This is a genomic window from Fusibacter sp. 3D3 (assembly GCF_001748365.1).
In the GTDB taxonomy this organism is placed as follows: domain Bacteria; phylum Bacillota; class Clostridia; order Peptostreptococcales; family Acidaminobacteraceae; genus Fusibacter_A.
On the sequence record NZ_BDHH01000006.1, the window covers coordinates 75424 to 90360 of the forward strand.

The following is a 14937-nucleotide window of genomic DNA, read 5'->3' on the forward strand; positions in this document are numbered from 1 at the left end:
TTGTTTTCTATTACAGATAAAACGATTTAAGTTTTCTAAGTTGCTCCAAATCATCCTTTAAATATTCTGATGGCCTAATATTATTAGAATAAAAAATATGCTTGCCCTTGTCAGGATATCTTGGCGTGTTAAGCACCTCTCCTAAACGATCAATCGTCAACAAACGATCATTTTGGCGTTCATATGCAAGTTCTACCGCACTCATAATATCAATAGAATTGAGCAATGCCACTTCTGAAAGATTATAAATTGAAGCCTTTGAAGCACCAACAATGTAATTGGCTGATGAATAGGGTAATATAAGGTTAACCGAATTGATCAAATTACTTTCGGGAATACTCCCCCTCCAAATCGCATCTCCATCTATAAAAGGGTAGAGCTTACTCTCGTAAAACCATACTTTAATTTTAGGAATAAAATAAGCTGCATCCACATTAATATTCATCCGCTCTGCGACTTCTTTACCACTCCCGGACATAATGCCTACAATAAACTTCTGTATGTCTACCTTTTGTGCTTTAAAGTGTGGCTGAAGCGCTTTAAGCCGATACCCTTTGTTGAGCAAATCATCCACCAAAATGACAGGTCTGTTAAAGGATTTGATCATTTTTATTTGATTGGCAATATCAAGGTAAAAAGGGTATTCCATAATCAGATGCTCTGTTAAATCTGTCGAAAAATATTTTTCTGCATGCAACGTTTTGGTCACTGTATTCGGTAAAATCCATCGTTTAAAAATAGCGCCAAAAGGAACGCACATTGCTTCGCCTACTTGCTTTGGCACAAGCGGTGTGGTCGGCATATTGTTCTCATCACACACTTTTTTAATCAAAGTCTCATAGATCATGGCCCTATCAAAGTTGAGAACAAGATTTCCAGGATAGAGTTCCGTAAACGCCTTTTGAAGTCTCAACCTCGTCTTATTCATCACTTGTATGACTTCTGGAATATGCTTATATGGTTCTTTAAACATGGAGTGAATATCCAAATTGACCGTACAAGGTGAAGACATATCGACCGCATAGACCAATTCGTTTGTTTTAGATGATGAAACGTTGATAAACCCTTGATTTGCAAGAATATCAGAAACATCCCTACTGATTTGATGCCTGATAGATTCCTTGTAGACACAGTACGTGTAATCTCTAGACAATGCATTTGCAAGTGTTTCAGTCAACATTATTTGCTCAAGGTTCTTGAGTTCACAATTCTTCTTCTTTACAATACTATCGATTACGATAATACGCCCTACAGATTCATCTCTAATGTACTTAATAATTGCAGGGTCTTCAAATTCGTTGTGAATATTCGTCGCTCTAAGCCAGTGAAATAAAGAATAAGCCACAATTTCATTATTTTTTTCTAAACTTCTCAAAATGAGCATTCTAAAATTGAGCATACCTGAAATTTCTTTTAACTTTTGATAGGCTTCAGGAAATTCAACGCCTGATATGTTCGCCAGTGACTCGATGACCATCAAATTGGGTTCTTCTATGAGCTCAAGCACTAAAGATTTCGTCGTCATGACACTCTTATACATGGGTTCTCTCTGGTATAAACCCTTTTCATAAATATAATTTTGTGCAAGTGGATCAATCAATGATGAAATATCTCTCTTTTCATCAATATAATCTCTAATGAGTGTTGAACTGATACTTTCATACTCTTTAGGTAAAATTACTCTCACCGTATTCGGATGCAATTTTTTAATTTTTTCATTGAGGTGATCTATTTCTTCTGGTGGCAGTTCCATTCCGCCACGTTCGTAAACCACATGCGGTATTTCAAATATTTTATTCACTTTGCCATTGCTATAAGCAGATGCATTCATGACCACATCACTGCCCACCACTAAATATATTTCGGAATCTGGGAAGAGTGACACCAATTTACCGAGGTCTTCATTATTGGCAATATTAATAGAAATATCTCTCGGAAATGGATATATGTCTATTTCACTTGCGACAGATTTTTTGATAATATTTCTTCGGATCAAATTTGGCTGCGTCCGTTTTGACCAAGAAAACTCATCCACATAAAGCAAAACCTCAAATCCTTTCGCCTTGATATCCATTGCAATTTGCTTATGGCTTAATGTGAAGGGATCAAATGCGCCTGGAAAGAAAGCTATTTTTCTGTTGGGTTTGAGTTCAAGATCTCCATATTCATGTTGAAACTCTGAAACGAACTGATAAATATACTTTAAACAAGCCGAATTGTTGAAAAATATTAAATCCAAATCTTCATCTGTGTTGACCATGAGCGACATGATCTTTTTGATAATCAATTTATAGAGAAATTCTCTTTTTCTAAGACTCAAAAATTCATCCTGAAAAATATCTTTAGCGATGACACTGAAAGCCATTTGATTAACGTGACTCGAAGAATGAACAAATCCAGTAAAGAGGATGCCATACATTCTGAGGACACGTTTATGATGTCCCTCTGATTCCTCTTTAAAGGCATATCTGTAATCTGCATATTTGGTTATTGCTACGCCAACGGTTTTTTCAATCAGAGAGATTAACCCCGCATTCGACGTGCTCATCTTCCTTTCAAAACTCTCCAAAATTTCATCTAACTCTTTAGGTTTTATATGCAGTAAAAGCTTTCCTAAATACGGCGGAATATACTTGGTAAATTCATAACTTTCCATCTCAAGTGCTCTGATCAGTTCTATTGCGATATCATTTTTTTGTTCATAGTTAAGATGCGAAATCAACTCAAGCAACATTCTACCCGCTGTATTCCTCACCGATTCAAGTGCACTAACTTTGAGTAAATTACAAAGATGCATTGCCATATAAAAGCAATTATCATAATCATAAAGCAATGTGTTTCTTATGAGCAATTCAATTTGAAATCTTTTTGCGACATCAAGCGTTGCCGATTTTAAATTACTTAAAAAAATATTTGAAGTATACTGTAGATCACTTAAACAAATCGCCTTCAAATGGTCTATCATCGCTACTTCCAGTTTTAAATGTTCTCCAAGCTTTAACCGAGCATAATTCTCTGCGGGATTATCCATTGTCTTAATCGGTTTTTCAAAAATTTTAAAGACGCCACAGGTTTTAAGCAAATCTAGGTCTGCATAAGGTATAAGTGTATAGATCAGATTAAAGGCCCTCAGTCTCAATTTTAAATCTTCATTGATCAACAGTCTTGAAACAAATTTTAAGACAGTGGCCTTCTGCAATTCATCAAACTCTTTGAAAGGCAATATTCTCGCCGCTTTGATAAGGTAAAATCTAATTTTCTCATCCTTCTCAAAAGCCTTAAAATACTGCACAATTAAGGCAATACTTTTTTCTCGACTGACCTGTACTTTTAAGTGTCTAAAATAAGAATCAATCATATCCCTAAGGCTGTAACTGATATATTTTTTATGTCTATCAATAATTTGATTTTCAGGCAAAAGAAATCGTTCAACAAAAATATCAAATAACCGAACTGTATCCACTTCTGTTTCCACAAAAGTAATGCTTGGTGGCACTTCTTTTCTAATTTCTTCATCGTATGAAGCAATTATAGTCCCCATAAGTTCGGCACATTGTTTTCTAATATCCTCTTCTGGCAAAATCAATTTTTCATATAAAAAGTTGATCATAATTTGTTTTTGTTTCTGAGTTAAATAATTGTAATATTCTTCCAATATAGAAATATACCCTCTTAAACTTGTCATATCTCGACTGTTTCGAACGGGCTCTAGCAGTTTGTTAAGAGAAGCCTCATCCCTAAGACGATAAAGCAGATTAATGTTGTGTTCAATAGAGGAATGAATGACACTTTCAGTAATTTCCTTCCCCTGCATCAATGAAAAATATTTACGCTTATTGACGCAACCTGGTTTTAACAATTGATCTATATCGGGATCTACTTGAATGCCCAAATCTACTAAAAAATGTTCGAAATCAAGCAGTTTACGGTACACTTTTCGATATCGATTTTCCTTAGTCGCATCCACATTATCCAGCTTATCCAAAATGACATCAAAGGATTCTTTCAAATTAAAATACATCATCACGGATTTCCCATTAACGCGTTCCGCTTTTACTCTGAAATCACTATAGATCAAAATGAGCGATTCAATTGGAAGGGCTTCCAATTCTAGGTCCCAAGTGGAATGATTGATGGCCACATTTCTGATGTATACAATATCTCTTTTTTCAAACCACTCACCTGTATAAAAGTAGTGGAAATAAGCAACACGCTTCATTTCTTCGGGTTTACAGCCAAATTTTCCAATATCGTGACCTGCCGCAGCACCTGAGACTCGTCCTAAGTCAATTGGAAATCCTGCATATTTGAGTTGACGTGCTATTCTCATCGCCAAATGGTGTACGCCACAAATATGATCCAGAGTCGTATAGCCAATCACTTCTTGATTGAGTTTCATCATCTCATATACATATTCATTGTTAAAATATTTTCTAAAAGTTAAAAACTCTTTTGACTCTTCAAGATCTATCACTTCTTCATCCGTTAACAGTTCAATCGCGTATCTGCTTTGCCAAGTACCATCATTTGATTTTTTCTGATATTGACTCACAACTTTCAAAACACGTAAGTACAATTCAGCAATTCTATTATAAGATGCGGTCAATTTGATTGTAACTGCATCTGGGAATGAATAATTAAGTGCATAGTTGTAAAAATAGTTGAGCCAATGCTCTGGTGGCGTGCCATAAAAAGAGCGCTCGATTAAGGGTTCCAGCATTTCAAACACTGTTTTGGAATGAAACTGTTCATTTTCGATGATTTCATGGACCATTTGATTAAAGTGATCTCCCAATAAAAATTCATCAATGAGTTTTCTTTCAAAATTGTATTTTTTTAAAAAAGATCGATTTAATATTTCTTTTTCAATTTCTTCAATAAATTGCTCCATTTTATTAATCATATCATTCCCCCACAAGGTCCGTATTAATTCTATTATCCCATATTATGCCTAGCATTACAATTGAGAGTTAAAGTCTAGACTCTAAAGAAATGCCTTCACGATGCCGATATTACTGGTAGAGGAGGTGATCTCTCATGGCTAGAATCTTAAAAGTCAATCAAGTTTATAATCCTAAAAATCTTTCTGTCAGTAAAATTAAATCCACCTATAAACCCACCAGTATCACTATGCTTAGACCAAAGGCAGAAGCACATAACACTCCGCATAAAAGTTCCAACAATGAAAGTGTTCTCATTGATTATTTTTATGAAAAAATGCACAACTTAAAGGCTTCTTATCAGCGATTTTCAGATCAGAATTTCGCCAAACAATACTACAAATTACATAAACAAGAAGTTTTGCTGGGTGGACAGGACCTCGTAAAAGCAATCAATCAACTCTTAAAAGATTCAAAAGAAATGGATGCAATCCACGGGACACATTTTCATTTTTTGGTTAACGCCCATCTCCACGACTACGAAAAAGAACTCACGTATGTTGGCATTTATGCAAATGACGATATCGTTCATTTTGATCGCAGCCGCTTTATAGAAATATTTTGTTCCGATGTCTCTTCACTGAATTTTCTATACATGCCAAACGGTTTTGTGGATCAATTGATCAAAATCAATTATAAGTTATTAGGAATCGGGAAAAATGATGAACATGAAGGTCAAATCATAGATTATCACGGTTAAATTTAGTATAATAAACCGAGAAGATAAACACGATAAAAAAAGGGGATAATTATGGGTAAAAAAACGTCATTTGACATGTTCGCCATCAAAGAACGTCTTAATCAAGCAAAATATGAAGCAGATAAAGCAAATGGGTTTAAAGTGACAACAGGAGAGAAAGTCGTTCATGTCATCGTCGCTTTAATCGCTTTCTCAATTTTGGCATCATTAACGATTTCGTACCAATTGACACCTATGCTACACTACAGCATTATGACACTCCTACTGATTCTTCTAGTGGGGCGTATCTACCTTGTTTTGAAAAAAAAATAGCGATATTTGCAGAAAAAGGGCTATTGCGCGTCTAAATTTTTAGATTTGCAACAGCCCCATTTTCTAAAGTTTCCATTTTGATGTTTTAATTCTTCTTGATAAACAATTTTGTATCGTGATACTCCATTTTAGATTCATACTACTGCTTAGAATTTTTGCTGATAATCACCTTTTTATCTGGCATCAGCCCCTCTAATTTATAATTTTTTATGATCACTTCATCTGGATTAATCCCTGACTCCACAGCGATCTCCGAATCACTATCTACACCAGTCTCAATTTTAAGTTGTATCGCTCTGCCCTCTCTTATTGCATATACATATGAAGCATCTTCTATCTTGAAAATAGACGTTTTGGGAATTGAAAGTGCCGCTTTTTTAAATTCAGAGATAAACTTCACTTTCACTTCATATCCTGATTTGACGTTTTTTGTGAGTTCTTCAGATTGAATCAGCACTTTGATTCTCTGCTCTATTAATCCAAGTGATGATATTTTTTCTTCTGCAGATTTTGCAATAAATTTAATTTGTCCTCTAAACTCGTTTTCAATGCCATTTTCTTTGAGAATGAGCACGACTTCATCTTCAAGTTTCAAATTAGAAATGTCGTCCGTTAAAACATAGGTTTCAATACTGTAATTAGAGGGATCAATAATTTTACCTACGGGCGCTTGTTGCGACACAAATTCGCCCAATTTTGCATCAAACTCTGTTAAGAGTCCATCCGAACTGGCAACTACATTACAATCATTAACTTGGATCTCAAGCGTATCATATTGCGATTGCAATGCATTTAGTGTTCCAGTTGAATTCGTTGTATTTTTGTATTGAGCATTTAAATTGTTTAAGTTGCTCGCCATCTGCTTATATGTCGATTCTGCTGTTTCATAAGTTTGCTTACTCGTTTTCCAATCATTTTCACTTAAAGAACCTTGTTCATAAAGTGCCGTCATTTGATCGTATATATGCTTTGCAAAATCTCTTTGTGCTTTAGTTTCGCCAACTTGAATAGATTGGCTATTGATTTGGTTTTTAAGGAGAGAAAGCGAACTGTTTTTTTCTTCATCATAGGCTTTCATTTGAGCGGATATCGTATCCATTTGTTTCACAATACTCTCGGAATCTAATTTTAAGATGAGATCCCCTTTTTTCACTTCATCGCCGTTTTTTTTGTAAAGCGCAATGACTTGTGCCGTCGTTTTAGGTGTGATTATAACTTCATTTTCAGAGACAACTTTACCCGTTTCTTCAACATAATCATATAAATCTTTCGCTTCAACTTTGAATACATCCACTTCAAGCGGTTTAACTTTTGAATAAACAATACTGACAATACTCACAACCATTATAACCCCAATAATTATATTTCTAACCGACTTCTTCATGATAGCCTCCCGCATATTATTCTCTTTCTTTAAGCACTTCAACAATATCAAGTTTTTTGATCTTTCGTTTGACATTTATTTGAGATAAAAATATAAACAGCATTGTCCCAAATACTGAAAGGACAAAAGCATTATCCCCAATAATAGGTGGAAATGAATAGACATCCGTCTGATATGAAGCGGCCATGCCTTGCATCATCGCATATGACACAGGAATGCCGATCAACACTGATACAAATCCCAATAGCCATTGCTCAAAGGACACAATTTGTAAAACTTCATCTACACTCATACCGAGCACTCTTAGAGAAGCAAGTTCTCTCTGTCTTTCTGAAAGTGAGATCACACTGGAATTATAAACAATCGCAAAGCCAACAATAACAGAAATAATAGCCATTATATAGTTCATAAAACCATAGCTGTCCATCAAATCCATAAATTTTTTTAATGTTTGGGCTTGAATTTCTACGACACCAACATAAGGTGATTTGTCGAGTTCTTTTCTAATAGAGTCCTGCTTGGCCTCATCAATATTAAGATAAGCCGTCGTTGCAAGATTATTGAGTCCTGTTTTTGCCTCTAAATAGGCAATGTTGGCATAGCCATTTGAACCGATATACTGTGGAATAATCCCCACCATCTCCATTAATATATAATCCTCTGATATTGGACTTTCAATTCTTAAAATATGCCCTATTTTCACATGTAACTGAGAGGCTAGATTTTCAGATAAATAAAGGCCCTCTTGGCTCAAATCGACCTCGTTTTTATCATTATCTAAAACTTTGTAGAGCTGAGTCTCTTCAGATAATCCGATAATCACGGTCGTTTTTTCGTATGGGCCATTCTTGATCTGTACGGGCAGTTCAATCAAAGGCTCCGCATATTCAACACCATCGATATTATAAAGTTGATTAATCATTTGATCTGCTGGCTGTACATTTAAAAAACTCACTTTCATCTCATACAACTGCACTTCATTAAATTGATCAAACATCATCGTATCTACAAGATCATTATACGACCATGCCACAACCAGTATGCTAAAGGCAAATATAAGACCTAATACGGTAAAAGCGCTTCGCCCTTTACTCCGGCTGATATTTCTAACAGCCATACGCCCTTGCATGGTTAAACTCTCCCAGATGATTTTAATATGTTCTATATGACTTCGTTTAACCGATTTTGGCGATTCAGCGCTCATGGCCATTGATGGGGTCAACTTCAATATTTTCTTGGAACCCTGTATGCCTGCAAAAGTACTAAAAACAAGTGATATGAGCATCCCATAAGCTGCATATTTATAAGTATATTCATTTTTTAAAGTTGGAAAAGTAAAAAAGGTTTTGTACATTTCTGTAAAAGATATGGAAAGTTGAGTGCCTAATAGCCCTCCCGCGATACCTCCTAGAGCACCAATAGTTGTGGCATAACCCAAATAGTGAAACATGATTTGAAAGTTGCTATAGCCCATCGCCTTGAGAATACCGATCTGTCCTCTCTGCATCTCTGTAAGTCTCTTGAGCATTATATAAAGTATAAAACTTGAGATGCTCAAAAAAAGGATGGGCATGCTTTGGGCTGAGCTGACCAGCTGATCCAATTCACTTGAAAGCATAAAATTGCTCGTTTGATTTTTGAGTTCGTAAAGACTGATTAAACCATGACGCTTCAGTTTAGATTCAAGAACAGGCTTCACATCATCATATAGGGTGCCTTCTTCAAGATCAAAGCTGATATAATTCACCTGCCCCGTCTTCGAAAGCAACTTTTCAAGTAGATCTTCTGAAACATATGCTATGTCAAAAGTCTTGGGGTCGGGATAAAAATCGGCTTGATTTCGCGTGACATAAACATACTCAGGGCTTTGTACAACGCCTGCCACTGTGAATGTATACAGCTTGCCACTGATGATGAGATCCAGCTTGTCATTGATTTCAAGCGCATTTGCCTCATAAAATTTTTGACCGATCCAGATGAGAAAATCCTCTTCTGTCAAAGCGTAACCATCACTTAAGTAAACATCATTCAAACGATCTGATTCGTTGATATCATAAGAATTAACGCGTAAATAAACGCTTTGAATTTCATCTGCCACTTTAACTCTCAAATCTTGCTTAATGACGCCATCCGCTTTTAAAACACCTGGTATCTGCTCAAACGCCCTCAATTGACTCTGAGGATACGATTGTACTTGAGCAAATGCATCGGCCATGCGATATTGACTATAGAAACTCTCTTTAGCATTGAGCAAATTTTCCATAACAATTGACATGGAAGAATACGTCATAAGACCCATAGCCATAACAACGATACAGGCCACATAAGCAAGCTTGTTTTCGAGCATATCTCTTACCATCTTGCGTATGAGCATTACCAAGTCACCTCCTCTGGTGAAAGTGGTTTTTCGTTGACGACGACTTTTTCGATTTGACCGTCTTTAATATAGAATACACGATCGCCAATTTTACCAATTCCAGCATTATGCGTAATAATGACCACTGTTTTTTTATAGGTTTTATTAAATTTTTTAAGCAGATTCAACACCGATAACCCTGTTGAAAAATCCAGCGCACCAGTGGGTTCATCACATAGAAGTATGTCTGGATTTTTAGCGATGGCTCTGGCAATCGCCACACGTTGTTGCTGTCCCCCAGACAGTTGCGATGGAAAATGATCTGAACGATCCAACAAGTCGACTTCATTTAATACCATATCGATATCAAGAGGCTCTTTACTGAGCTCAACGGATAATTTCACATTTTCAAATGCAGTCAAATTCGGAATGAGATTGTAAAATTGAAATACAAAGCCAATCGCATTGCGTCTATATTGCGTCAGCACTTTATCTGTTGCATTGTGAAGCGCTTTACCTCTAAAGAATATTTCGCCCTCTGTAGCTTGGTCCATGCCCCCTATCATATTGAGCATTGTACTTTTACCACTACCACTCGGGCCCAAAACCACGACGAATTCACCATCATAAATCTCAAAATTCACACTTCTCAGTGCCTTTACAGTGACTTCACCCATTTGATAGGTCTTACTCAAGTTTTTCGCAACGAGCACGGCTTCCATAGTCAACCCCCCTTGTTTATACATTTTCTTTTATAATAGCATTGATTTCAGCGCCCATAATAATGATAATGCCCCAAATATAGAGCCACACCATAAAGGCAATCACCGCTGATAATGACCCGTAAAGAATAGAATAATTCGTTAATTTAGCAACCACTTCTGAGAAAATTAAATTTGCGACTATGGTGCCAACGATTGCAAAAACAGCCCCTTTATAAGTTTCCTTAAAGCTCATCTTTTGACTGGGTAAAAACATGTAGATTGATCCAAACACGAGCATATAAATACCCATAAGCAATAAATTCCTAAAAAAGCCTATTGATCTTAAAAACTCTAGATTGATGTTAAATTTGAAAATTTGGCTTATAAAAAGAATTGTTTTTCCGCTTATCGTTGGAATTATCAAAGATAAAACAATAATAAGCGTAAACATCAGGGTATAGAACATGCCATAAAATTTAGTGATAAGAAAGCTGCGTGTTTCGACAATATCAAGAGATGAATTCAGCGCCCGCTGTAAAGCGTTGACTGCCCTTGAAGCCGAATAGAGCGTCATCAAACCCGAAATCGACAAGAGCGCATTGCCCTTCATTTCTATAGACTGCTTTATGAAATCAGTGATCAGGACACTGATATCATTGGGTAAAAACTGCTGCAAGGCATAAAGGGCATCATTATAGTTGATATTCAACTTAGAGATAATCGTAAAAATAAATATGACCAAGGGAAATATTGAAAGCATAAAAAAATAAGCCATTTGAGCACAAAATGCTGTAATATGATGTTTTCTATACCGTATACTCATTTCCTCTGCATAATATAAGAATCTTTCCTTAGTCATTCGCATAATAGGTTTCCTCCCTTATTTTAAATTGTACCCCACACGCGTTCAATTATCAATTTTATCCCATCCTTTTTAATAAATTGATAATACTTTTTTAATACCCTCTATACGAATTACTTTGCGCTTTTAATGAAAAGTTAAGTTGTATTTTAGCTACTCACAGGGTATCATTAGTGTATAGGCATTATTAATTCAACTTTTTCTTAGATTTTAACGGTCTATAATACATGTGTTGAAGACTTAGTAAGCCAATTTATAAGGAGGAAAAACATGAAATCAGCAAAATTCATTTTTTTAATCCCAATTCTATTGATCGTTGTATTGACTTTACTTAACAGCTACTATTTGCTTGACAATGCTGAAGAAGCTGTTGTTGAGCGGTTGGGTAAACTTGCAAAGGTTGAAACAGAAGCCGGATTACATTTTAAAATTCCATTTATCGATACGATTCACAGTTACAACACTAACGAGGTGATCAGTTTACAGTATGGCTATTTGCCTGTAAGTGGTCCAACAACTTCCACCGCTGCAACGTATCAAGATAATGAAAACGAAGCGATTGTACTCACAAAAGGGTCTTACTTGGTGAACGTCGGTGCTATTATTCAGTACAGAATAACGGATCCTGCGGCGTATTATTACAATGTGGATGACCAAGAGGGCACCATCCGTTTGGCATTTGAAAGCGCTCTAAGACGTAACGTTCAAAACCAAGATCTTGATAATGCTTTAATCAACAAAGACAGCATTTCAAGTGAAATTTTACCAGATATGACACGAAAGCTTAACAACTATGGTCTTGGCATCAGTATTTCTGCGGTTAAACTCACTGACGTTTTACTACCAGAAGATGTTCAACCTGCCTATGATGATGTCAACATTGCAAGTAATGAAAAAGATTCTAACAAAAGTCAAGCTGAGAAGTATTCAAATGAAAAATTGCCTAAAGCAAGAGCAGACGCTTATCAGCTTATCCAAGAAGCTGAAGCTTATAAAGCAGAAAAAATAGCTCAAGCAAAAGGCGATGTTGAAAATTTTAGTCAAGTTTATGAAAAATACAAAGTTTCTCAAGAAATCACTAAAACACGTCTTTACATTGAAACAATGGAAACCATCTTAAGCAATGTCAAGGAAAAATACATTGTTGACCTCAATGATGACAATGTTTTAAAATTCTTACCTCTTGAAACGAAAGGAGGCAACTGATATGGATATCCATCAAGGCGAACCCAAACAAGAATCTATGAATGACGACCGAAAAAAATTCGAACAAAAATTTCAGCAAAATAGCCAAGACATGAAAAACCAAATTAAGAAAAACATGCGATTTGTAGGTTTTATCATCCTTTTCATTATTGCAATTTCCCTACTCTCAAATTGTTTCTACATCGTCAAAGAAAATGAACTTGCAACCGTTAGAGAATTTGGAGACATAAAAACGATTGTCGTCGATGCTGGTAATACAAATGCTCAACTCCAAAATGATTTGGATTCACGCTTTAAAAATGTAAAAATAGTGAATCAAAAAGGGCTTCATTTTAAAGTACCTTTCATTACAACTGTAGAAAAGGATACGAGCAAGTTATTAACTTATATTTCAAATTCAGCTCAAATTAATACAAAAGATAAAATCAAATACCAAATCAATATGTATGCACAATGGGAAATTACACATCCTGGTCTCTTTAGATCCGCACTTGGCACTGTCAATGGCGCCAATCAAAAAATTGACGAAGTGGCGTATGCTGTTGTCATTGAAAAAGTCAACAGCCTCACAAGCCTAGAGTTCTTAACGGATAAAGATGCTTTGAACGAGGTCCTTGACGTAGCCATTACTGACCTCAATAGCAAACTCGCAAGTCAAGGCATCTTTATCAAAGATATGGATGTATACAGAACAATATTGCCAATTTCCAATATTGAGTCCACTTATAAAAAGATGATTGCTGAACGTGAAGCCATTGCTCAACAAATCAGATCTGAAGGTCTGGAACTATATCAAAATACAGTTGCAGATACAGATCGTAACGTTGCTGAAATCAAAGCTTCTGCTATTGAAGAGTCCGAAAAGATTCGTGGTGAGGCCGATGCAACGGCTCTGGAAGTTTATGCTGTAGGCTTCAGTAAAGATCCTGTTTTCTACGAGTATTGGAGAACGCTCATCTCTTATGAGAAGACCATTGATGAGAATTCAGTGATCTATCTCAATAGTGATAACGAATACCTCAAGTATTTTAAAAACAACTGATCATAACTTAGGATCAGCCGAAATGAGATATAATATGAAAAATGAAACTGACCCATTGGATCAGTTTCATTTTTTTGTCTTAATTTAATTTTTTTGTCTTAATTTAATAGGTATTACAAGCCCTTATAATCTTCTCGAGCAACCCGATATCTATAGTCTGCTCTTTATCCGAGACCGCTTCATCAGGATTTATATGCGCTTCAATCAGCAGACCATCTGCACCAGATGCGATCGCCGTTTTACTCATAATTTCAATTAAATCTCTTCTACCCGTACCATGACTCGGGTCCACAATTACAGGCAATCCCGTTTCACGCTTCATAATGGGCACCGCTGCTAAATCCAATGTGTTTCTTGTATACGTTTCAAAGGTTCTAATCCCTCTTTCGCAGAGAATAATCTGATCATTCCCCGCTTTTAAAATATGTTCAGCAGCCATAATCCATTCTTTAATCGTTGCACTCATGCCTCTTTTTAGTAAAATAGGCTTTTTCGTTTCTCCAACAGCTCTAAGTAAAGCGTAATTGTACATATTTCTTGAACCAATTTGAATCAGATCAACCTGCTCTACAAAAATATCTAAATAGCGCTCATCCATTAATTCCGTAACGATAGGTAAACCCGTAAGCGCCTTTGCCTCTAATAAGTAATCCAAGCCTTTAAGCCCTAATCCCTGAAAATCATAAGGATTCGTTCTCGGTTTAAATACACCACCACGAAGCATTTGGGCACCTGCTTGTTTCACTGCTTTAGCAATTTCGATAATTTGTTCACGACTTTCCACAGAACAAGGCCCTGCAATAACGATTGGCGTCCCTAAGCCAAATGTAAAATCAGATACTGTCACAGTACGCTCTTTTCTTAACAATCTCATGAAGCATTCCTTTCTTAACCCAGTAAGATTTATTTTCTAAGCATGCCAAATCCACCGTAGATCGGCTTTTTATCAGACACTGTGATCACCGAATTCTCTTGGGTTTCCTTGATTAAGGCTACGCATTTTCTCACCTTTTTACGAGAAATATACATGAGTAATATATCTCGTGAATGGCTTTTGCCTTCACCATGCATCACTGTAACTGCAAATCCTTGATCTCGCAAAGTAGCGGCTAATACTGGACCATGTTCCGACTTAACGATGGCTTGCACCTCAGCCGAACCAATTCCAATTTGTTCTTCAACCATACTGCCAATATAATTGCCTAAGGCAAAGCCAAGCGCATAAGCCACAATCTTTAAAGGATCCGCCATGATATTGGTTAAAACAGTACTCACTAGAACTAACCAAAGTGAAACTTCAAAAAAACCAATGAACGCTCCAATTTTCCGTTCGCCTTTTGTAATCAGTACAATTCTCACCGTTGCCATGGATACTTCAACAATTTTTGCAAGTACAATTGCGATATAAATCATATGAACACTCCTCATTTT

11 protein-coding genes are annotated in these 14937 nt (G+C 36.1%); 4 read left to right on the forward strand and 7 right to left on the reverse strand.

Going from position 1 to position 14937, the window contains the following annotated elements:
• Positions 1–10 precede the first annotated feature (10 nt).
• Entirely contained in the window at positions 11–4903 is a 4893-nt protein-coding gene (locus tag F3D3_RS08780) for a hypothetical protein (RefSeq protein ID WP_069873092.1), read from the reverse strand.
• A 134-nt stretch (positions 4904–5037) separates the two neighbouring features.
• Between F3D3_RS08780 and F3D3_RS08785 the strand changes: the two genes are divergently transcribed.
• Both F3D3_RS08785 and F3D3_RS08790 read left to right on the forward strand, forming a co-directional pair.
• A complete protein-coding gene (locus tag F3D3_RS08785; RefSeq protein WP_069873094.1) occupies positions 5038–5640 on the forward strand; it encodes a hypothetical protein in 603 nt (200 codons plus the stop codon).
• A 51-nt stretch (positions 5641–5691) separates the two neighbouring features.
• Positions 5692–5952, forward strand: a complete 261-nt coding sequence (locus F3D3_RS08790) for a hypothetical protein (RefSeq protein WP_069873096.1) — start codon at positions 5692–5694, stop codon at positions 5950–5952.
• Between the two features lie 139 nt (positions 5953–6091).
• Here the strand turns inward: F3D3_RS08790 and F3D3_RS08795 are convergent, their stop codons facing one another.
• The 4 genes from F3D3_RS08795 to F3D3_RS08810 are packed head-to-tail and all read right to left on the reverse strand — an operon-like array spanning position 6092 to position 11261.
• A complete protein-coding gene (locus tag F3D3_RS08795; RefSeq protein WP_069873098.1) occupies positions 6092–7336 on the reverse strand; it encodes an efflux RND transporter periplasmic adaptor subunit in 1245 nt (414 codons plus the stop codon).
• Positions 7337–7352: 16 nt separating this feature from the next.
• On the reverse strand, positions 7353–9710 hold the full coding sequence (locus tag F3D3_RS08800; RefSeq protein WP_069873100.1) for an ABC transporter permease: 2358 nt from the start codon (positions 9708–9710) through the stop codon (positions 7353–7355).
• Complete coding sequence (locus F3D3_RS08805; protein WP_069873101.1) at positions 9710–10414, reverse strand: ABC transporter ATP-binding protein; 705 nt, start codon at positions 10412–10414, stop codon at positions 9710–9712. Before F3D3_RS08805 ends, F3D3_RS08800 begins: the two co-directional genes overlap by 1 nt.
• A gap of 16 nt (positions 10415–10430) precedes the next feature.
• A complete protein-coding gene (locus F3D3_RS08810; RefSeq protein WP_069873103.1) occupies positions 10431–11261 on the reverse strand; it encodes a YihY/virulence factor BrkB family protein in 831 nt (276 codons plus the stop codon).
• A gap of 267 nt (positions 11262–11528) precedes the next feature.
• On the opposite strand from F3D3_RS08810, the gene hflK reads away from it, so the two are divergent.
• Positions 11529–12464: an FtsH protease activity modulator HflK gene (gene hflK, locus F3D3_RS08815; protein ID WP_069873105.1), complete on the forward strand. Its 936-nt coding sequence runs from the start codon at positions 11529–11531 to the stop codon at positions 12462–12464.
• A 1-nt stretch (position 12465) separates the two neighbouring features.
• Complete coding sequence (hflC, locus tag F3D3_RS08820; protein ID WP_069873107.1) at positions 12466–13506, forward strand: protease modulator HflC; 1041 nt, start codon at positions 12466–12468, stop codon at positions 13504–13506.
• Between the two features lie 103 nt (positions 13507–13609).
• Here the strand turns inward: hflC and aroF are convergent, their stop codons facing one another.
• A complete protein-coding gene (gene aroF, locus F3D3_RS08825) occupies positions 13610–14380 on the reverse strand; it encodes a 3-deoxy-7-phosphoheptulonate synthase (protein WP_069873109.1) in 771 nt (256 codons plus the stop codon).
• Positions 14381–14409: 29 nt separating this feature from the next.
• Positions 14410–14919 (reverse strand): DUF2179 domain-containing protein, encoded by a 510-nt coding sequence (locus tag F3D3_RS08830; RefSeq protein WP_069873111.1) that lies wholly within the window; start codon positions 14917–14919, stop codon positions 14410–14412.
• Positions 14920–14937: the final 18 nt, after the last annotated feature.